General features: G+C 53.8%; 18 protein-coding genes. 8 read left to right on the top strand and 10 right to left on the bottom strand.

The window, feature by feature from the left end; genetic code table 11:
- Positions 1-107 precede the first annotated feature (107 nt).
- The 4 genes from LF95_RS19465 to uxuA all read right to left on the bottom strand — a co-directional run bounded on the left by LF95_RS19465 (position 108) and on the right by uxuA (position 5,636).
- Complete coding sequence (locus tag LF95_RS19465; protein ID WP_073956856.1) at positions 108-1,232, bottom strand: alanine/ornithine racemase family PLP-dependent enzyme; 1,125 nt, start codon at positions 1,230-1,232, stop codon at positions 108-110.
- Entirely contained in the window at positions 1,229-2,428 is a 1,200-nt protein-coding gene (locus LF95_RS19460) for a DUF1611 domain-containing protein (protein WP_083607834.1), read from the bottom strand. Before LF95_RS19460 ends, LF95_RS19465 begins: the two co-directional genes overlap by 4 nt.
- Before the next feature lie 533 nt (positions 2,429-2,961).
- Entirely contained in the window at positions 2,962-4,413 is a 1,452-nt protein-coding gene (locus LF95_RS19450; protein ID WP_073956854.1) for a mannitol dehydrogenase family protein, read from the bottom strand.
- Positions 4,414-4,415: 2 nt separating this feature from the next.
- The gene (uxuA, locus tag LF95_RS19445; protein ID WP_073956853.1) at positions 4,416-5,636 is read right to left on the bottom strand and encodes a mannonate dehydratase; all 1,221 of its coding nucleotides are present in this window, start codon (positions 5,634-5,636) and stop codon (positions 4,416-4,418) included.
- Between the two features lie 132 nt (positions 5,637-5,768).
- Between uxuA and LF95_RS19440 the strand changes: the two genes are divergently transcribed.
- From LF95_RS19440 to LF95_RS19420, 5 genes are read left to right on the top strand one after another with little or no spacing between them, the layout of a single operon-like run.
- A complete protein-coding gene (locus tag LF95_RS19440) occupies positions 5,769-6,479 on the top strand; it encodes a GntR family transcriptional regulator (RefSeq protein WP_073956852.1) in 711 nt (236 codons plus the stop codon).
- 26 nt (positions 6,480-6,505) lie between these two features.
- Complete coding sequence (locus tag LF95_RS19435; protein WP_252509836.1) at positions 6,506-7,492, top strand: TRAP transporter substrate-binding protein; 987 nt, start codon at positions 6,506-6,508, stop codon at positions 7,490-7,492.
- Between the two features lie 59 nt (positions 7,493-7,551).
- Positions 7,552-8,061 carry a TRAP transporter small permease gene (locus LF95_RS19430; RefSeq protein WP_143182114.1) on the top strand — a complete coding sequence of 170 codons (510 nt, stop codon included), beginning with the start codon at positions 7,552-7,554 and terminating at the stop codon, positions 8,059-8,061.
- Complete coding sequence (locus LF95_RS19425; RefSeq protein ID WP_073956850.1) at positions 8,058-9,332, top strand: TRAP transporter large permease; 1,275 nt, start codon at positions 8,058-8,060, stop codon at positions 9,330-9,332. Before LF95_RS19430 ends, LF95_RS19425 begins: the two co-directional genes overlap by 4 nt.
- A gap of 7 nt (positions 9,333-9,339) precedes the next feature.
- Positions 9,340-10,383 (top strand): L-idonate 5-dehydrogenase, encoded by a 1,044-nt coding sequence (locus tag LF95_RS19420; protein ID WP_073956849.1) that lies wholly within the window; start codon positions 9,340-9,342, stop codon positions 10,381-10,383.
- A gap of 235 nt (positions 10,384-10,618) precedes the next feature.
- Here the strand turns inward: LF95_RS19420 and LF95_RS19415 are convergent, their stop codons facing one another.
- Together LF95_RS19415 and LF95_RS19410 are read right to left on the bottom strand one after the other, a co-directional pair.
- Complete coding sequence (locus tag LF95_RS19415; protein ID WP_073956848.1) at positions 10,619-10,927, bottom strand: thioredoxin domain-containing protein; 309 nt, start codon at positions 10,925-10,927, stop codon at positions 10,619-10,621.
- 58 nt (positions 10,928-10,985) lie between these two features.
- Positions 10,986-11,765 carry an IclR family transcriptional regulator gene (locus LF95_RS19410; RefSeq protein ID WP_073956847.1) on the bottom strand — a complete coding sequence of 260 codons (780 nt, stop codon included), beginning with the start codon at positions 11,763-11,765 and terminating at the stop codon, positions 10,986-10,988.
- Positions 11,766-11,861: 96 nt separating this feature from the next.
- On the opposite strand from LF95_RS19410, the gene LF95_RS19405 reads away from it, so the two are divergent.
- The 3 genes from LF95_RS19405 to attM all read left to right on the top strand — a co-directional run bounded on the left by LF95_RS19405 (position 11,862) and on the right by attM (position 15,379).
- Positions 11,862-13,316: an NAD-dependent succinate-semialdehyde dehydrogenase gene (locus LF95_RS19405; protein WP_073956846.1), complete on the top strand. Its 1,455-nt coding sequence runs from the start codon at positions 11,862-11,864 to the stop codon at positions 13,314-13,316.
- Between the two features lie 39 nt (positions 13,317-13,355).
- Entirely contained in the window at positions 13,356-14,516 is a 1,161-nt protein-coding gene (locus tag LF95_RS19400) for an iron-containing alcohol dehydrogenase (RefSeq protein ID WP_073956845.1), read from the top strand.
- Positions 14,517-14,587: 71 nt separating this feature from the next.
- Positions 14,588-15,379, top strand: coding sequence for an AttM family quorum-quenching N-acyl homoserine lactonase (attM, locus tag LF95_RS19395; protein ID WP_073956844.1), 792 nt, complete (start codon positions 14,588-14,590; stop codon positions 15,377-15,379).
- A 71-nt stretch (positions 15,380-15,450) separates the two neighbouring features.
- On the opposite strand, the gene eutC is transcribed toward attM, so the two are convergent.
- The 4 genes from eutC to LF95_RS19375 form a co-directional block, all read right to left on the bottom strand.
- Positions 15,451-16,257 carry an ethanolamine ammonia-lyase subunit EutC gene (gene eutC / locus LF95_RS19390; RefSeq protein ID WP_073956956.1) on the bottom strand — a complete coding sequence of 269 codons (807 nt, stop codon included), beginning with the start codon at positions 16,255-16,257 and terminating at the stop codon, positions 15,451-15,453.
- The gene (locus LF95_RS19385) at positions 16,257-17,651 is read right to left on the bottom strand and encodes an ethanolamine ammonia-lyase subunit EutB (protein ID WP_073956843.1); all 1,395 of its coding nucleotides are present in this window, start codon (positions 17,649-17,651) and stop codon (positions 16,257-16,259) included. Before LF95_RS19385 ends, eutC begins: the two co-directional genes overlap by 1 nt.
- Positions 17,652-17,899: 248 nt before the next feature.
- Positions 17,900-18,883, bottom strand: a complete 984-nt coding sequence (locus LF95_RS19380; protein WP_073956842.1) for a TRAP transporter substrate-binding protein — start codon at positions 18,881-18,883, stop codon at positions 17,900-17,902.
- A 19-nt stretch (positions 18,884-18,902) separates the two neighbouring features.
- Positions 18,903-20,243, bottom strand: a complete 1,341-nt coding sequence (locus tag LF95_RS19375) for a TRAP transporter large permease (RefSeq protein WP_073956841.1) — start codon at positions 20,241-20,243, stop codon at positions 18,903-18,905.
- Positions 20,244-20,266: the final 23 nt, after the last annotated feature.

Below are 20,266 nucleotides of genomic sequence, written 5' to 3'. Positions count from 1 at the left end.
CCTGCCGTGATAACCGTCCGGGAGTGCGATCGTTATGCCACACCCCGGCTTGACCCGTGCAGATAGTCTTTTTTACCCTGTTTTGCAACGCGCCCCGGCAAACCGGGTTATGCCACTCCGGAATAACAGGGCAGGCTATATTGCCCCGGATTTGGAACAACAGCCATAACATTCCCGGTGAAAATCTGGGTGACATAAGGTGATGTCATGGCGCGCAACAAGGCGCTGTAGTTAAGCTGAAAGGCAATTTCAGCCCCCAAAGCCAGGTGGCGGATGCCCGTATTAACGACAAGATGGTCGCTGCTCGCCCCCAGAACCGTCACAGCCGATAATGGTTGCAATCCATCCGGGTCGATATCCTGCCGGCCGATGGCAAGAATGGATTGTGAAATATCGCCATCATCAATGGTGACAGGAACCTGGTCAAACGGGGCTAGCCCCAGTGTCCCCCAGGGTTTACTTGGTTTGGTTTTACTTTCGATGACTTCAGCAACAAGTGTAATGGCATCGCAGTAAAGACCGGGAATGCGGCGGCCCAGAAGCGGATCACGGCCACATAATATGGCCTCACCAAGGCGCAAATTATTAACCCGCCGAACCTTACCACCCCCAAATGCCCAGGAAAGATTACTGGAGTTACCGCCTGACACAATAAAACCGGGATTTTGTATGTTCTCCCCGGTCTGATCTGCCAATATGGACAGCGTTTCCATATTGGCATTATCAGGGGCAACCCCGCTACGGCAGGCAAGGTTGGCACCTAGCCCCATCAACCTGATATGGGGGAAACGGCGTACCGTCTGAACGGCTTTTGCCACATCGCACGGCATGATGCCTTCGCGAAGATCCCCCAATTCGACCATCAGGACAACACCGTGCGCTGTGCGGTTCTTTTGCGCCGCCCTTGAAAGGGCTGCAATCACATCAAGCTCGGTATTGAAGCTGATATCTGCTGCTGCGACAACCCGATCCACCTGACTGATCATCGGGGATCGAACCAGTGTTATTTGTGTATCAATACCGGCTTGTCGCATGCGTTCAATATTTTCGATCCGGGAATCACCCAGCCCTGAAACACCGGCACGCTGCAACATTTGCGCAATTTCCGGCGCACCGCGAAAGGCTTTGGTGATCCCGGTTACGGTGATCCCCCGCCTTCCAAGGCGCCTCACAAGGGTTGAGGCATTGTGATATATTTTATCAAGATCAATCTCCAGCCTGGGGGTGATCATTGAAGGGTAACGGACAATTTCTTTTCGAGGGCAGGAAAGGACGACAGCACCATGTCAACCAACAGATTAACCGGCCGCGCCAGGGCATCGGTTACCGGTATACCAAGCTGTTTATGATATGCGGTGATACTGGTCCCGATTTCAGCGTCTGTCATATTTTCATGATTGATTGTGAGGCCGATGACGCGGGTGTCAGAAAAGGCTTCAATCAGGCGAATTTCAGATTCAGGGCTTGGCATTGGCATTTGGTCAAAATCGCAGCGATGAACGCGGTTTGGCGCATGCTGCAAAATCACGCCATCAGGGGTGCAGCCCCGCAAAATAAAGGCCGATGTGCAAAAGGCCGGATGACTTAACGCGCCCTGCCCTTCAACGATGATAATATCGGGATGGTCACCTTCATAGGCTTCGATCACGGTTGCTTCAAGTTCGCCACAACAAAACTGTGACGGAACCGCATCAAGTGCGACACCATATTTAGAGCCCTGCATCATACCGGTTTGCCCGGTTGTGACCATAACCGCCTTTATCCCGCGGGCGATCAACGCGCGGGTCAGGATGCTGGCGGTTGTACGTTTGCCAATCGCGCAATCGGTCCCAAGAACGGCAATGCGCGGGCACGGTATTTTACTGACATTGCCGGTAAACAGGCGCAAATCATTTTTGGGGCGCGGTTTGCGAATATCGATAATATCAACATTGTTGGCTTGGCTGGCCAAGACAAATTCGGGATCGTCATTGAGAAATTCATGCAGGCCATTCACCACATGCAAGCCCCGGTTCAAGGCATCCAGAACAATATCGCGTTCGTCGACCGATAGCATGCCGGTTGCAGGCGCCATGCCATAAATGAAATAATTCGGGATGCGCTGCCCGTGTTCAAAAGCCGCATCAAGATGCGCCAGAACCGGAATTCCGTTAGCTTTGCCATCTAGCAAAACGCCCGTATCACGGCCAGTCTGTGTGCTGTCGATCACGGAAAGTATGTCATATTTTTCCGAATGCCGGACCAAACCGTTTGCGGTTTTACCGTCATCAAGGCCAAAATTGGCTTCGCAATAAACAATGGCTGTTGGTCGGGCCTTGTAGGCGGATAACACTGTCGGCCCCACCGGTGATTGTCCAGACCTGGTGTTAAAGGGCAACTGGATAACGTTTTGAGCCGTTGCGGCTTTGGCAAATGAAGGGATCGTCATGCTGGCTCCGGGGTTAAACATTGGCACGCCATAGCGACAGGTAAACGTACCCATCCCCTCGACGCCTGTTACAGGACCACGCAAAGGCCAATATTAATGAAAATGAAAATTGCAGCTTCCCCGCTGAGAAACCCGCCACGTCGGGTCAATGCACCGCACGAAGTTTGTCATCAGGGTATTGAAGGGGGCTGGTCTAAGTAAGGCTGGTTTGGTTTGATCGGGTAGGATGGACAAAGGCCGCCTGGATCCTAATCCACAGCCCGTTTACGCATGTCCTGCAAACCAATATGCACTTCATCATGCACCGACAGGCCCCAACATGCAATGCCTAATAAAATAAATATCAAATAACCGATATTTACATGCAAATATCGGTGTAATAAAAATTTCCTCAAATGTCGGAAATTCGCAAAAAAAATGTACGTTAATTTTAAATAAAAAGAAAATAACTCACTATATTCAAATGAAAACACCCGAATCATTAAAGTGATTCGGGTGTTTTCTGTCATTTTGATAGCAGTTGAGTGCTAAAATTATCCCAACTCTGCCGTCACGGCACCAAGTGCGCCCTGCGTAAGGATACAGTCAAGCCGTGAGACGACGGCTTGCATCCAGACAGAGGAGGATAGCAGCGACTGCGGGAACAAACCGGGCAACTGAGACAGGGCATTATAAATGTCCTGCGCAGCGGCTTTCCCGGACAAGGCCGCAATAATTTCCGCCTGCCGTGGGTCTGAAATGTCGTTACCGTTTCGCTGCACCACCAATTTATGCAAATAGGCCATCCAGAAGGCAACCGCGATGGCATAAGTCGCAATTTCCTTACCCTCTTTCAGGGCGTCCTGTGCAGGGTGGAGCAAACGTTGCGGCAACTTTTCGGTACCATCCATGGCGATTTGCCGGGTTTCATGGGCAATCGCCGGGTTTTGGAACCGTGCCACCAGGTCATCGGCATAGCTGGCAAAATCCAGGGCTGCGACCGGCACCAAAGTCTGTGCCGCCGCCAGCATATGGGCATGAACCAATTTTGCGCAATCTTCATCGGCCATCACATCGCGCACATATTTGTAGCCCGCCAACTGCCCCAAATAGGCAATCAGGGAATGAGTGCCATTAAGCATGCGAAGTTTCATATGTTCGTAAGGACGAACATCATCGACCATCAAAACACCGGCCTTTTCCCATGCCGGGCGACCAGTGGGAAAGTCATCCTCGATCACCCATTGCGAAAACGGTTCGGTTTCAACCGCGCAGGCATCATTATGACCGGTCATGGCGCGCACGGTTTCATAAGTCGCATCGGTGGATGCAGGCGTGATGCGGTCCACCATCGAACTTGGGAAATGCACATTTTGTGCAATCCATTCGCCCAGGTCGGCATCAAGGCGGCTGGCGAAATCAACCATCCCGGCGCGTAAAACCGCACCATTTTCCGGCAAATTGTCGCAGCACAGGCAGGTGAAAGGCGCATTGCCTGCATCACGGCGGCGGCGCAAGGCCTCGGTTAAAATGCCAATCACACCTGTCGGCTGACCGGGATGGGCCAGATCATGGGCGATCGCCGGATGATCCGACAACACTTTCATGGCCTGCCGGTCAATGCCATAGGCCTTTTCTGTCACCGTCAGGGTCACTATGCGAATGGCGGGATCACTCAGGGCATCGAGCACGGCATCAAGTTCGCGTGCGGCGGCCAGTACATGGGAAATGGTGTAAATGGTCTGGCATTCATCGCCGGCGGGGTTGCGCACGATGACACAAAAGGCACCATCCTGGGCATTTAACTGGTCGGCGATGTCGGTGCTGCGCGGGGTGACGCCAATAATGCGCCAGTCACCGCCAGCGGCCAGCATCGCCTGCTGGGTATAAACCGCCTGATGGGCGCGATGAAACGCGCCCACACCAATATGCACAATGCCATTGCCCGCATTGGCCAGCGGGTTTTGCGGCCAGCCTTTGCCAACAGTCTCAGAAGATCCCGTCATGGTTACTCCGATGCCTTGTTATTGGGCCGCATCATCAGGGCGGTCATGACGCCGCGCAGTTCCGCCAGCCCCTTCAGGCGGCCAATGGCCGGATAACCCGGTTGACCCTGACGGTTAAGGTCGTCAAGAATATCCTGGCCATGATCAGGGCGGAACGGAATGTTCCAATCGCTCTGCCCTGCGGCCTTGCGCTTGGCTTCCTCGTGCAAAATCGCCTCGATCAGGTCTACCATGTTGGTGTCCCCGCCAAGATGTTCCGCCTCGTGGAACGAACAGAGCAGGCCTTCGGTTTCGCGCAGGGTATTGCGCAAATGAATGAAATGCACACGGTGCCCCAGGCGTTTCATCATGCCCGGCAGGTCATTTTCGGCCCGCACCCCCAGCGACCCTGAACAGAGCGTAATGCCGTTTTCCGGCAGATCAACCGCCTCGATGATACGGCGATAATCTTCCTCGGTGGACATGATGCGCGGCAGCCCCAAAAGCTCGAAGGGCGGATCATCGGGATGGCAGCACATGCGAATGCCAACTTCACGCGCAACCGGCACCACTTCGGCCAGAAAATCAATCAAATGCTGGCGCAGTTTTTCGGCATCAATTCCGGCATAGCTTTTTAGCAAGGCACGCAGATCATCCAGCGTCAGTTGCTCGACCGAACCTGGCAGGCCAAACGCCACCGTGCGGGTTAATTGCGCGCGCCGTTCCTCATCCATATTGGCAAAGCGTTCTTCTGCCTGGGCCAAAAGGGCGGCGTCATAGCCCTCCTCTGCCCCTGGACGTTGCAGGATATAACGGTCAAAGGCGACAAAATCGATCAGATCAAAGCGCATGCAGGTGGCACCATTGGGCAGGCGCCAGTTCAAATGCGTGCGTGTCCAGTCCAGCACCGGCATGAAATTATAACAGACAATCTCGATGCCTGCTGCGGCGAGATGACGAAGGCTTTGCTTATAGGCTTCGATATGCTCGCGCCATGGACCTTCCTGCTTTTTGATGTCTTCGGAAACCGGAAGGCTTTCAACCACGTCCCATTTCAAACCCGACGGCGCACCATCTTTCATGGTCGCAATTTCTGCCTGCCGTTTGGCGATTTCAGCCGGGCTCCAGACCGCGCCACTGGGAATGTGATGCAAGGCGGAAACCACCCCTTCTGCGCCAGCCTGACAAATATCGTCAATGCTGACCAGATCATGGGGGCCGAACCATCTCCAGGTTTGTTTCATGCTGTTCTCTCTGTGTTGGCGTGGCTGCATGTCCACAGTCTATAACTTGGTAACCGGCATCATAACATGCCAGAATATGGTTGACTAGTATGGTAGTATGCAGCATAAACAAAAAACGCAAGGAGTTAAAATATGACCGATCCCGGCGAATATAACTGGTCTGTTTCAACCGATCAGGCGGTTGGCCCGCAAATCCATCGCATCATTCGCGAGCGGATCGTGTGCGCCGATCTTTTGCCCGGCGTGCGTATTTCCGAAGCGGAACTGGCACGGTCCTATGATGTCAGTCGCCAGCCCGTGCGCGAGGCCTTTATCAAACTGGCCGACGAAGGTTTGCTTGAAATCCGCCCGCAGCGCGGCACCTATGTTCGCAAAATTTCCATTTCATCGGTCCTTGATGCGCGCTTTGTGCGCGAAGCCATCGAAGCCGACATTGCCAGTTATGTCGCCAGCAACCCGTCTGATGGCGCGATTGACCGTCTGCGCGACCTGATTTCAGCCCAGCGCGCCGCCATGCAAGGCGATGCCAAATCTTTCCTTGCCCTCGATCATGATTTTCATCGCTGCCTCGCGGAATCTGCAGGAAAAACATATGCCTGGAAAGTGGTTGAAGATGTGCGTGCCCAGCTCGACCGGGTGCGCTTCCTGAGTTATTTCCAGTTTTCGATGGAAGATATTGTCGCCCAGCACGAAGCGATCCTGGCCGCCATCGAAGCAGGCGACCCGCAAAAGGCCGGTGCCGCCATGCGCCGCCACACCCGAGAGATCCTGCTGACGCTGCCAGATATTGCCAAATCACGTTCCGAACTATTCGACGATTCCGAACCGGTTTCGTCACCCTGAGGCATCACCACATTATGGGAGGAAAAATGATGCTTACGTTCAAGAAAACAAAAACCATGCTTATGGCCGGGGCAACTGCGCTGTTTATGATGCACAGTGCAAATGCTGCCGAAATGACCCTGAAACTGGGGCACCTGGCCAACGAACAGAATGCCTGGAACAAGGCCGCCCTGAAGTTTGGCGAAGAATTGTCCAAGCTGACCGAGGGCCGCATTGACGTGCAGGTTTTCCCCAACGAAACGCTGGGCAAGGAAATTGACCTGATCAACGGCATGCAGCTGGGCTCGGTCGACATGACCATTACCGGCGAAAGCCTGCAGAACTGGGCACCGATGGCGGCCCTTCTGGCGGTGCCTTATGCCTATTCCTCGCTTGAGGAAATGGACGAAGTTGCCAGCGGCGACATTGGCAAAAAGATCGAAGAACAGATCATTGAACGTGCTCGCATTCGCCCGATTGCCTATTTTGCCCGTGGCCCGCGTGAACTGACATCCAACCGCCCGATCAAAACCCCGGCCGACCTGGACGGCCTGAAACTGCGCGTGCCGAACGTGCCGTTGTTTGTTGACGTTTGGAAAACCCTTGGTGCCCGCCCGACCCCGATGGCATTCTCGGAAGTGTTTACATCGCTTCAGGCTGGCACGATTGATGCCCAGGAAAACCCGCTGGCGCTGATTGATTCTGCAAGTTTCAACGAAGTGCAGAAATACGTCAACAAAACCGACCATGTACGTTCCTGGATCTATCTGACCATTTCGGAAATCACCTGGCAGAAACTGTCGGATGAAGACAAGAAAGCCGTGATGGAAGCCGCCAGCCGTGCACAGAAATTCGAGCGTGGTCTGTTCCTTGAAGACGAAAAACGCCTGACCAAAGAACTGCAGGACAAAGGCATGACCTTTGTTGATGTGGACCAGGCCGCCTTTGCCAAACAGGCCGAAGCCGCTGTTTTGAAAAACGTGTCTGACGACATTCGCCCGATTGTCCAGGACCTGTTTGCCAAAAAGAAATAAGTCTCTGAAAGCCCGGCTGTTCATTGCAGCCGGGCCATTCCCGGCAAAGGGGAGTTATCGTGACTGCCGCCCGTCTTTATGCCCTTTTGATCGCGCTTTGCCGTATTTTGACCGGCATTGCCTTTGGCCTGTTATTTGCCACTGTTCTGGTACAGGTCTTTGCGCGCACCTTCCTGCCTGATTCCCCGGTCTGGACCGAGGAATTTACCCGCCAATGCCTGCTTTATATGGCAGCCTTTGGCGTAGGCCTTTCCTATCGCAATGGCGAACTGGTCAATGTGGAACTGGTGACAGACATTCTGCCTGCACCCATTCAAAAAACGCTTTTGTTTGTTTCCGCCATCCTGACAACCGTTTTTGCCGGGCTTCTGATTATGCCCGCATGGCAGTTTGTTTCCATCGGCCGGTGGCAAACCTCCCCTGCGATGGGGGTTCGCATGGATTTTGTTCATGCTTCTGTTTTTGTTTTGCTGATTTTGCTGTCACTTTTTGCGCTGCTGCGCGTTGTTCGCGTTTTGGCAGGCGCATCTAACGGCAAACCCGAAGGCCAGTCCGGAGAGTTACCATGAGCCTTGCTGTCCTGCTGGGTGTTTTTGTCCTTGGCCTGATTATTGGCCTGCCCGTGGCCGTTACCCTTGGCCTGTCATCAATGGCTTACCTGTTGATGCAGGGCATGCCGCTGGTGATTATTCCGCAAAAAATGTTTGCCGGCATGGATGTGTTTGTCCTGCTGTGCATTCCCGGTTTTATTCTGGCCGGTAATTTGATGAATGGCGGCGGTATTACGCCCCGTATCGTGCGCTTTGCCAACGCCCTGGTTGGCTGGATGCGCGGTGGCCTTGGCCTGACCAACGTTGCCGGTTCCATGCTGTTTGGTGGCATTTCCGGCACGGCTGTGGCCGATGCGGCCTCCATTGGTGGCATGATGATTCCGGGCATGAAGCGTGCGGGGTATTCCGGCCCGTTTGCGGCAGCTGTTACAGCGGCATCTTCAACGGTTGGGCCGATTATTCCGCCGTCCATGCCCATGATTATCGTTGGCGCACTGTCGGGCATTTCGGTTGGGAAAATGTTCATCGCCGGTGCCCTTCCGGGCATGATGATGGGGCTTGCCATGATGGTGACGACCTATATCCTGGCGGTCAAAAATGACTTCCCCCATCAACCGTGGCAGGGTATGGGCGAACTGGGCAGGTCGTTTATGGGGGCCTTCTGGGCACTTGCGATGACGGCCCTGATCATTGGCGGCTTGCTAAGCGGGATTGCCACGCCGACCGAAACGGCCGTTATTGCCAGCCTGTATGCCTTCGTCGTTGGTGCGTTTGTTTACCGTGATCTGCCGCTTCGCGCCGTTCCGGGTATTCTGATTGATAGCGCGGTGACAGCCGCCGCCATTTTGGCCCTGGTTGGTTTTGCCAATGTCTTTGGCTGGATCCTGGTGTCCGAACGCATCCCGACCATGATTTCCGATGCCGTGCTGGCGCTGACGGATAACAAATATGTCGTGATCCTGCTGATCAACCTGGTGCTGCTGGTGGTGGGCATGTTCATGGAAACCATCGCAGCCCTGATCATTCTTTTCGTGCCCTTGCTGACGCTGGCGCAAAATGTCGGCATTGATCCGATCCATTTTGCAGTCTTTGCGGTGTTGAACCTGATGATTGGTTTGACCACCCCGCCCGTCGGCATTTGCCTGTTTATTTGCGCCAATATCGCCAAGTCGCCGCTCGGCCCGGTCATCAAGGCCCTTGTGCCCTACCTGATCACGAACATCATCATTCTGTTTTTGGTGTCGTATGTGCCGTTCTTCTCGACCTGGCTGCCGTCCCTGATGGAGTAATCAAAAGATGGAAACCCGTGTTTGCCGTTTATACGGACAACAGGATGTGCGTATCGAAACCGATAATGTTGCCCCCCTTTCGTCCGGACAGGTCACTGTCCGCATCGGGGCTGGCGGGATTTGCGGTTCGGATATTCACTATTTTTATGAAGGCGGGATCGGCCAGATCCGCGTGCGCGAACCCATCATTTTGGGGCATGAGGTTGCGGGAACGGTGATTGCCGTCTCTGACGATGTTAATAACGTTAGCATCGGTCAAAAAGTGGCCCTTAATCCCAGCCACCCGTGTGGGGAATGCGAATATTGCAAAAAGAATTTGCAACAGCATTGCCTGGATATGCGGTTCTTTGGTTCGGCCATTCGCCTGCCGCACGTTCAGGGCGCGTTTCGTGATGTGATGACAGTTAATGCCGCGCAATGTGTGCCGGTTTCCGAACAAACCAGCCTAGCCCAGGCCGCCTGCGCCGAACCGCTGGCCGTATGCCTGCATGCCGTCAACCGTGCGGGCGATCTTTCGGGCAAGCGCGTGCTGGTCACGGGTGCCGGGCCGATTGGTGCATTATGTGTTGCCGCTGCCAAACAGGCCGGTGCAGCGGAAATCATTGTTACAGACCTTCAGGACTATGCCCTGGATATCGCCCTGCAAATGGGTGCGGACAAGGCCGTTAACATCGCCCGTCATGCCACTGACCTCGCCCAATATGAAGAGGGCAAAGGCCAGATTGATGTATGCTTTGAATGCTCCGCTGCCGCCCCGGCCATTGGGTCGGCCATCAAGATGCTGCGCCCGCAGGGCATTCTGGTGCAGGTTGGCGTAGCTGGTGATATTCCGGTGTCCTTCAACCCGGTTGTGGCCAAGGAACTGATGATTGTCGGCACACACCGCTTCCATGAAGAATACGCCCAGGCAGTTCATGCTATTAATAGTGGCAAGATCAATGTCAAACCGATCATCACGACCAGCTTTGAACTTGATGATGCCGTCGCCGCCTTTGACATGGCGCGCGACCGCAGCAAGGCCGTAAAGGTGCATTTCGCCTTTGCCAGCTAAGCAAGGTTAGATCGACCGATCAGACGGGGGTGCATTCTGTGCATCCCCGTTTTTGTTTTGGGGTGGCATGCCATAATCCATCCCACTTGTATGTGGCATTTTTGCCAGCCATGCCACACTGGATGATGACGTGATTTATTTGCTGGAGCGTACTGAAAATGGCCGGCCACAACCACCGGCCTGATTGGGCCTGTGCCATTCGCACCGGTTTTTCAAAACAGTCGCTTTAAACCGGTTATCTCCCGGCCTGTTTCAGCCACGCCAAAACATCCTCGACATACCCGGCGGGGTTTTCGATGGGGTAAAACACATGGCGAATAAGACCGTCACGAATGGCCAGGGTTAAACGGCGCATCAGGGTCATGCCTTCGACTGTAAAAACAGGCAATTTCAGGGCTGTAACCAGCGCCAGATCCGCATCGCTTAATACTGAAAAGGGCAAATGGAGGGAGCGGATCAACACCCGATAGTCCATTGTGGCGACAAGACAGTCCTGGGTATAATCAAAAACCGGGGCACCGGATAAATTGGTTTCTCCGACCATATCCTGTGCCACAAGTTGTCGAAATATCCCAGGCAGCATACGACACAAAGCAAATGTGTCAGGCACCAAGACGCCGCGAGATTTCCCTGCCTGCATTGACCAGTTTCCCACCCAAGTCTGCGATGGCTTTGGCTGTAGCCTCGCTTCGGGTCAGCGAAATCGCCAGCCCGGCAACCGCATCGCCGGCATGGTTATAAAGTGCGGTGCCCAGGCAAATCATCCCTTCGCGAACCTGCCCGTCATCGATCGAGAACCCCCTTTGCCGAGATTCTTCAAGATCGCTGCAAAGTTCGGCAAGGTTCCGCACACTACGCGATGTTAAAGGAGCGGGAAATTCCCCGGAAAACAAATCCTGGACTGTAATGGGGTCCAGTTCGGCCAATAGTGCCTTGCCGGTTGCCGTAAAGGCGGCAGGCAGACGCATACCAATGCGAAACGTTACGCCAAGCGGCAAACTGGCATTGGAACAGGCAACATAAACCACCTTGTTACCGTCTCGCACTGTCATTGTGAGGGTATATTCGGCGAACTCACGAGTCTCCGCAAAGTAGGTTTTGAAAACCTCCACCAGGTCATTTTGAGCCAAAAATCCGTTGGCCCAACGCATCGGATGCGGACCGGCACTAAAGGTGCCGTCTGAACCTCTGGTTAAAAGTCCCAGCTCTGCCATCGCAAGCAACAAACCGTGCAGCGTACTTTTGGGTAAAGACAAAACCCGCCCAATTTCAGCGGCATTGGGTGCTTTTGATGCCCCTGAGACAAAATCCATTATCGCAACTGCACGGCGCAATGCCGGAACGGCAGTTGCACCTGCCTTGGATGTTTCAATTTCTGCCATGCCCGTTTTCCTTCTTGACTTTAAACAGTGTTTGGCGGCACCGTTGGTTCAACTAATTGATATAAGTTCAATATAATGAACTTTCAAGGAGGAAAAATGCTCAAGCTGAAAAATCCCGAACTTTTGAAAACCGCTTGTCTGATTGATGGCAAATGGGTCACATCCCCCAAAGGCGCGACGCTGGATGTTACCAATCCATTTGATGGCAGCGTTGTTGCGACCGTGCCGATATTGGGCAGTGTCGAAACCGAAACCGCCATCACCGCAGCCGAGCGTGCCTTTGCTGACTGGTCCGCCCTGGCGGCCAAGGAACGGGCGGCCATTTTGCGGCGCTGGTTTAACCTGATTGTTGAAAATGCCGATGACCTTGGCGCCATGATGACCGCCGAACAGGGCAAACCGCTGGCGGAAGCCAAAGGTGAAGCCATGTATGCGGCATCCTTTGTTGAATGGTTCGCCGAAGAGGCCAAACGGGTTTATGGCGATACCATCCCGTCACCGACAACTGACAAACGGCTGATCGTATTAAAGCAGCCGATTGGCGTTTGTGCGGCAATTACGCCCTGGAACTTCCCTGCCGCCATGATCACGCGCAAGGCGGCCCCGGCATTGGCCGCGGGCTGCACCATGATTGTCAAACCGGCTGAACAAACACCGCTGACCGCCCTGGCCCTGGCCTATCTGGCCGAGCAAGCCGGCATCCCCAAAGGGGTGTTTCAGGTTGTCACCGGCCCGGCACGCGAAATTGGCGGCGTGCTAACCGCATCGGACAAAGTGCGCAAATTGTCCTTTACCGGATCAACCGAAGTTGGCCGTATTCTGATGGGTCAATGTGCTCCGACCATCAAAAAACTCAGCTTTGAGCTGGGCGGGAATGCCCCCTTCATTGTTTTTGACGATGCCGACATTGATGCCGCCATCGAAGGCGCAATGGTATCGAAATATCGCAATGCCGGACAAACCTGCGTCTGTGCCAACCGCCTTTATATCCAGGCCGGTGTTTACGATGCCTTTGCCACCAAGCTGGCCGAACGGGTTAAAGCCATGAAAGTGGGTTCCGGCAGCGAACAGGGTGTGTTGATTGGCCCGCTGATTGACGAAGATGCCCTGGCGAAAGTCGAGGAACATGTTGCCGATGCGCTATCCAAGGGGGCAAAGGTTGTGACCGGCGGCACGCGCGGTTCACAGGGCGGCACCTTTTACGAGCCGACCGTTCTGGCCGACGTCACCCAGTCCATGAAGGTCGCGCGCGAAGAAACCTTTGGCCCGGTTGCCCCGCTGTTCAAATTCGAGACCGAAGAAGAAGTCGTTGCAATGGCCAACGACACCGAATTTGGCCTGGCGGCGTATTTCTATACCGAAAATGCCCGCCGGAGCTGGCGTGTCGCCGAAGCCCTTGATTACGGCATGGTCGGGCACAATACCGGCCTGATCTCCAATGAAGTTGCGCCGTTTGGTGGTGTGAAACAGTCCGGTTTGGGCCGTGAAGGCTCCAAATACGGCATCGAGGAATATTTGGAGATCAAATATTTCTGCACCGCCATTCGCTAACGCTGACAACGCAATAAACGACCCCTTACGGAGGAAACAATGACCCTCAATCCTTTCGGCTTTACAACCGCGGCCGATATTTATGTTGAATGGGGCGGCGCTGCCCGTCTTGGCGATTTACTGGCCGAACGTTTTGCCGAGCGCAACGCCCTATTGGTGACGGACCGTGGCCTGATTGATGCGGGCTTGATCGCGCCTGTTAAAACCGCACTCGAAGCGGCTGGTTTTGCGGTATCGATCTTTGACGATGTTGTTGCCGATCCGCCCGAAGCCATCGTGATGAAAAGCGTTGACATTGCACGCGCCCAAAATGCCGATATTGTTGTCGGCCTTGGCGGCGGATCATCGCTGGATATTGCCAAACTCGCCGCTGTTATCACTGGTAGCGACCAGCCCCTTTCGGAAATGTATGGCATTGGCAATGTCAAAGGCAAACGCCTGCCCCTCGCCCTGATTCCGACAACGGCGGGCACGGGGTCGGAAGTGACCAATATTTCCATCATCACCACCGGCGAAACCACCAAAATGGGTGTTGTTTCCCGCCAGCTTTATGCCGATTTTGTTTTGCTGGATGCGGAATTAACCGCTGGTCTGCCGCAAATTCATACCGCCGCCACCGGCATTGATGCGATGGTCCATGCCATCGAGGCCTATACATCCAAATTCAAGAAAAACCCGCTTTCCGATGCCCTGGCCCGCGAAGCCCTGCGCCTTTTAGGCAGCAACCTGCTGGCTGCGTGCAAAGACGGCACCAACCGCGAAGCCCGCGAAAATATGTTGTTGGGTGCCATGCTGGCAGGCCAGGCCTTTTCCAACTCGCCAGTGGCTGCCGTTCATGCGCTGGCCTACCCGCTGGGCGGGCATTACCATTTGCCGCACGGCCTGACCAACGCCCTGATGCTGGGCCCGGTCCTGCGTTACAATGCCAAGGTCGCCGCTCCCCTTTATGCCGAACTGGCTGACGTGATGGGCGTTGAAGGCACGGGCGATGCCAATACACGGTCCGAAGCCTTTGTGAGCCACATGCTGGCCCTGATGGATGAAAGCGGTGCGCCGCGCCGTTTGCGCGACGTCAATGTTACCGATAACAGCCTGTCGATGCTGGCAAAAGACGCGATGAAACAATCGCGCCTTTTAGTCAACAACCCGGTTGAAGTGACCGAGGAAGACGCCCTGGCCCTTTACCGCGAAGCCTATTAAGGCTTCGCCCCCTTTCCAGCCAACAAACCTGGCACCTGCCAGAAGAAAAGCCCCAAACGGGAGGTAAACCAATGACAGATATTCGCCTTTACATGTTTCAGACCGGTTCGCTGAAATGCAAGGTTCACAACATCAAAATGAATGAAGGTGCCGGTGCCGATTATGAAATTCCAGTGCCGTTCTTTCTGATCACGCACCCGGAAGGCCACACCATTATCGATGGTGGCAATGCTGTTGAAGCCGCCATTGACCCGGTCGGCCACTGGGGTGGTGTGACCGAGGTTTACTGGCCAGTGATGGAAGAGTCAGAAGGGTGCGTTGCCCAGCTTGAAAAAATGGGCATTAAGGCCGAAGATGTACGCTATGTGGTGCAGTCCCATTTGCATCTGGACCATACCGGTGCCATCGGCCGTTTCCCCAATGCAACCCACATTGTCCAGCGCAGTGAATATGAATATGCCTTTACCCCGGACTGGTTTGCCGCCGGCGGCTACATCCGTAAGGATTTTGATAAACCGGGCCTGAAATGGCAATTCCTGGAAGGTACGGCGGATGACCATTATGACATTTACGGCGATGGCACATTGACCACCGTTTTCACCCCGGGTCATGCACCAGGGCATATGTCGTTTAAGGTTAACCTGCCCAATACCGGCAACATGATTCTGACCATTGATGCGGCCTATACCACCGATCACTGGGAAGAAAAATCGCTGCCGGGCTTTTTGGCATCAACCGTGGATACAGTACGTTCGGTTAAAAAACTGCGTGCCCTGGCCGAAAAAACCAAGGCCACCGTTGTCACCGGACACGACCCGGATGCCTGGGCGACCTTTAAACACGCCCCCGAATATTACGATTGATCCTAGCCCTGCCCCGCCCGACATCATCGGGCGGGGTAATGCCTTTGCCCGTCTTTGCCCGTCTTTGACCGTTACGAACCGTCGATTATCTGCCCGGAATAGGCCAAAGACGGACTAAAATTATCCTTGAGTGATACGCCGGAAATGCTGTTTTGACGTGCCGCATTCATAAGGTAAACAAGCTTGTGCGCCGCATCGCGCACCGGAAACCCGGCAGGGCGGATATTTGAAATACAGTTGCGCTGGGCATTACTGCAACCAGGCTTTGGCCCAAAAGTCAGATAGGCGCCCAATGAATCCGCACTCGAAAGGCCGGGGCGTTCACCAATTAGAACCACACTGATTTTTGCTTTCAACCGGCTGGCAATTTCATCGCCCAAGGCAACACGCGCCTGATGGGCCAAAACAACCGGCCCAACCGACCAATCCTTCCCGAGCAGCGACAGTGTTTGCCGCAACATATCCGCGCCATTTTCATGAATGGCCCGCGCTGACAAACCATCGGCCAGGATAAAAACAATATCGGGCGCAGCATTTGGTACCGTGGTATTTGCCGCCGCCTCAAGCTCCGTTTCACTATCCGGGGCGAGTTTGCGACCATAATCAGGACGTTGTAAGAATTCCGCCCGATTGGCCGCCCGCGATTGTACCGTCATCACCGGTACGCCCAGATCGCCAATATTATCAGCCAGCAATGCGGCATCAAACGGCATATGAACGGAATCCCGTGCTCGCGCATGCGCCATTTGAAATTCCAAAAGCTGGCGTGTCGGCAAACCATCGCCGACCCGGCCCAAACCAATACGGGCACTGGTATGTACCCGCAGGCGCGACCACGGGTCCAACCGGGGGATATCGGGGTTATCTGACATACTCATTACGCCGCCCCCGACCATGCCAGCAAATCCTGTGTCAGGCTGCTATCCAGTTTGGGGCGGGTGCGCCCGCTTTGATCGAAAATTTCCATCTTGCGCAACCATGCGGCAAATTCCGGTGCGGGCTGCAAATTTAGTGCGGATCGCAAATACATGGCATCGTGAAAACTCGTGCTTTGATAATTCAACATGATGTCATCCGCCCCGGGGACACCAATGACAAAATTGGTCCCAGCAACACCCAGCAACGTCAAAAGGTTATCCATGTCGTCCTGATCAGCTTCGGCATGGTTGGTGTAACAAACATCCACCCCCATCGGCACCCCAAGAAGCTTGGCACAGAAATGATCCTCCAGCCCGGCGCGGGTGATTTGTTTGCCATCAAACAGATATTCCGGGCCAATAAAACCCACCACCGTATTGACCAAAAGCGGCGAAAACGCGCGCGCCACAGCATAGGCACGGGTTTCAACCGTTTGCTGATCCAGGCCTTCATGCGCGTCGGCCGATAATGCCGCCCCCTGGCCGGTCTCAAAATACATCACATCATTACCAACCGTTCCACGATTAAGCGACAAAGCCGCCTGTTCGGCCTCTGCCAGCAGGGCAAGGTTGATGCCAAAACTGTCGTTGGCCGCCTGGGTCCCGGCGATGGACTGAAATACCAAATCGACCGGGGCATTGCGGTTCATGGCTTCAATGGCGGTCGTCACATGGGCCAGCACACAGGATTGCGTTGGGATTTGTAGCCGTTCACGCACATCATCAATCAGCTTCAAAAGCTCGATCATGGCATCGGGGCTGTCGGTGGCGGGATTAATGCCAATAACGGCATCCCCTGCCCCGTGCATCAAACCATCCAGAATGGATGCCGCAACGCCCGCGGGATCATCAGTTGGATGATTGGGTTGCAACCGCACACCCAAATGGCCTTCAAGACCCAACGTATTGCGAAACCCGGTGACAACCCTGCATTTTTTGGCAACGGCGATCAGATCCTGATTGCGCATGAGTTTGCTAACCGCTGCCACCATTTCGGGTGTCAGGCCCGGGGCAAGTGCCTTTAATGCCGCTGGTGTCGCCTCGTCCGATAACAGCCAATTGCGAAAATCACCAACAGTCAGCGATGACACAGCCCGAAACGCGATATCATCATGACTATCCATGATCAGGCGTGTCACTTCGTCGCTTTCATAGGGCACCAGCGCCTCGGACAGAAACCGCTTTAGCGGTATATCAGCCAAAATGTAACGTGCTGCAACCCGTTCCTCGTCCGTTTCGGCAGCAAGCCCTGCCAGCAAATCGCCCGAACGCAGCGGGCTTGCCTTAGCCATGACCGTTTTCAAATCGGGAAATGTGAACCGGCTAAATCCGGTAACGGATGCGGAATACAAAATGACGGCTCCCTGATACTTTCAACCGATTGGCGACATGCCCTTACATGCCGCAGGCGCAAAAATGACGTACTATCCCAAACATGATCGCGCAATTTAGTGCACACCGGAATGAACTCTCTGGTGCAAGCACTTGTGTTAAAATTTCAGCAATTTAGGAAAACTCAAAAAATCGCATAAAAAATAATCAGATACCGCATAAAACAATCCCGACACTGCCCAAATTGACTGTGCCGGGATGGTTTTAAATTTTATTCAGCAGCAAATTTGGACATGATTTCGTCGGCACGAGACCCTGTTCTTGCTTTCCAGTCTTCAATTACCGGCTGGGCAGCTTCAGACAGCTCTTTGGCAAAAGCAGGATCAACCTTTTCCACTACCGTCATACCGTGCGAGCGCAGTTCGTCATATTTTGCCGCCTGATTTTTGCGGATCTGCTCTGCACGCCATTCGGTCGCCTCTTCACCAGCTTGCATAACGGCCTTTTGCAGCTCGGGCGGCAGAGAGTTATAGGCATCCATGTTCATATGAACGAATGTGAGCGGCATGGCATAGTTGATCTGGGTGAAAACGCTGGTGTAATCCCAGAAATTGGCAGCTGCACCACCATCAACACCCGTCAAAACCGCCGAAATGGAACCGGTTGCCAACTGCGGCACAACATCCGACCATGAAATTTGCAAGGGCGACGCACCCAGCGCATCAAGGACGCGCGTCCCCGTGGCATCGTAGGTGCGAATACGCAGATTTTTCAGGTCCGCCTTGGATTTGATCTCCTTTTCCGCCCAAATGCCTGATGGATCAATCCAGCCTGCATGAATCAGCTTTTGATCATATTTTTCAAAAACCTGCTCGTAATAAGGCCGCGCGATAGTCCAGAGCTTCCGAACATCATCGAAATCCTTGGCAACAAACGGCAACGAACTTAGCAAGAAAATCGGGTCAACACCGGCAAGCGTCCCGCTTACTGTTGTCGCAATCGGCAACGCTCCATCGGCAACTGCAAACAGGTGGTCTTTTTCACGGAACCCCAAAGATGCGCCAGAATGAATGGTAATTTCAATTTTACCCCCCGAGAGTTCCTTAAGCCGATCGGCAAAAAAAACATCGGTTTTGGTATTGATCGAATTAGGGCCGTATTCAGTGGACTGGTCCCAGTTATACTCGGCGGCCTGTGCCGTTCCGAAGCATAAAGGTACAAGGGCAACTGCCGCAACCAGCATGGATTTAAACATTTTAGAAGCCTCCATTTTTTTAATTGAAGAGTGTATTTGGCAAGTACATGACAATTTCCGGGACGAAGTAGAAAACAGCCACACACAGACACATCAGCATGCAAAACGGCAGGGCATAAAGCGCCATGCGCGAAATCGGCACACCAGAAATTGAGTGGATAATCATAAGGTTAAAGCCAACTGGCGGCGTAATCTGCCCCACCTCGACCATGATGACGAGGTAAATACCAAACCAGATCGGGTCGATGCCAAGCCCCTGAACAATCGAGAACAGGATCGGCAAGGTCATGACAATGATGGAAACACCATCCAGAATCATGCCCAGGAATAAAAAGAAGACAGATGTCAGCAGAATAAATTCACCTGCCGACATGTCTGATCCAACAATGAAATTGGCCAGTTCGGACGGGATGTGCAGATAACCCAGCGCCGTTGAAATCAGAGATGCCGCAATCACAACCGTAAAAATCATGATACTGGTGTGAAGAGTGCTCATCAGCGAGGATTGAAAAACCTCCCAGGACAAAGCACCGGTTACAGCCGTCAGCACCAGCACACAGACCATCCCGATACCGGCCGCTTCTGATGGTGTTGCAAGCCCGGTATAAATCGAACCCAACACCAGACCGACAATCAGCATGATCGGTGCCAGATCCTGGAAACTGTTCCATAGCGTATAGCGTTCATCGCTGTGCGCTGTGGTAACAACTTCGCGGTATTGCGGTGATGCAGGGGCATTTTGATCGCCAGAGATCAGGCAGCGAATGCCAACATAAGCCGAAAATACCAAGGCTATAAAAACACCCGGCAAAATCCCCGCGGCAAACAGACGGTCAATCGGCACCTCGGCCAACACGCCATAAACAATCATGACAATAGAAGGCGGAATTAAAAGACCCAGGCTGCCAGACCCGGCAAGCGACCCCAAAACCAGACTTTCGCGATAATTTTTGTTGGCGAGCTCGGTAATGGTAATGCGGCCTACAGTCGCGGTTGTCGCCGCACTCGACCCGCAAATGGCCGAAAACAACGTACAGCCAAATACGTTTGAGTGGATTAATCCCCCCGGCAGCCGCCCGACGATAGGCGCGAGCCCCCGAAAAATGCGCATTGAAATATCGGTTTTAAGGATAAGTTCCCCAATCCAGATAAACAACGGAATGGCAGATAATTCCCACGAACCAGCACTGCGCAGAATGATCGAGCCAAAAATATTCATGACCCGGTCAAGCGGCATATCGCCCAAAAACATCAACGATCCTGCCGCAACCAGAATAAGGCCGACATAAATCCAGATACCTGACGCAAGAACCAGCAAGATGGCGGCAAGTATAACCGCAGCAGATGTTAACGGGTCCAATTTAACCTCACCTGAAGCATTGG

It is taken from the genome of Thalassospira sp. TSL5-1 (assembly GCF_001907695.1).
Taxonomy (GTDB): Bacteria; Pseudomonadota; Alphaproteobacteria; order Rhodospirillales; family Thalassospiraceae; genus Thalassospira.
The sequence above is the reverse complement of the archived record's forward strand: the minus strand, read 5'-3'. Positions and strand labels throughout refer to the sequence as shown.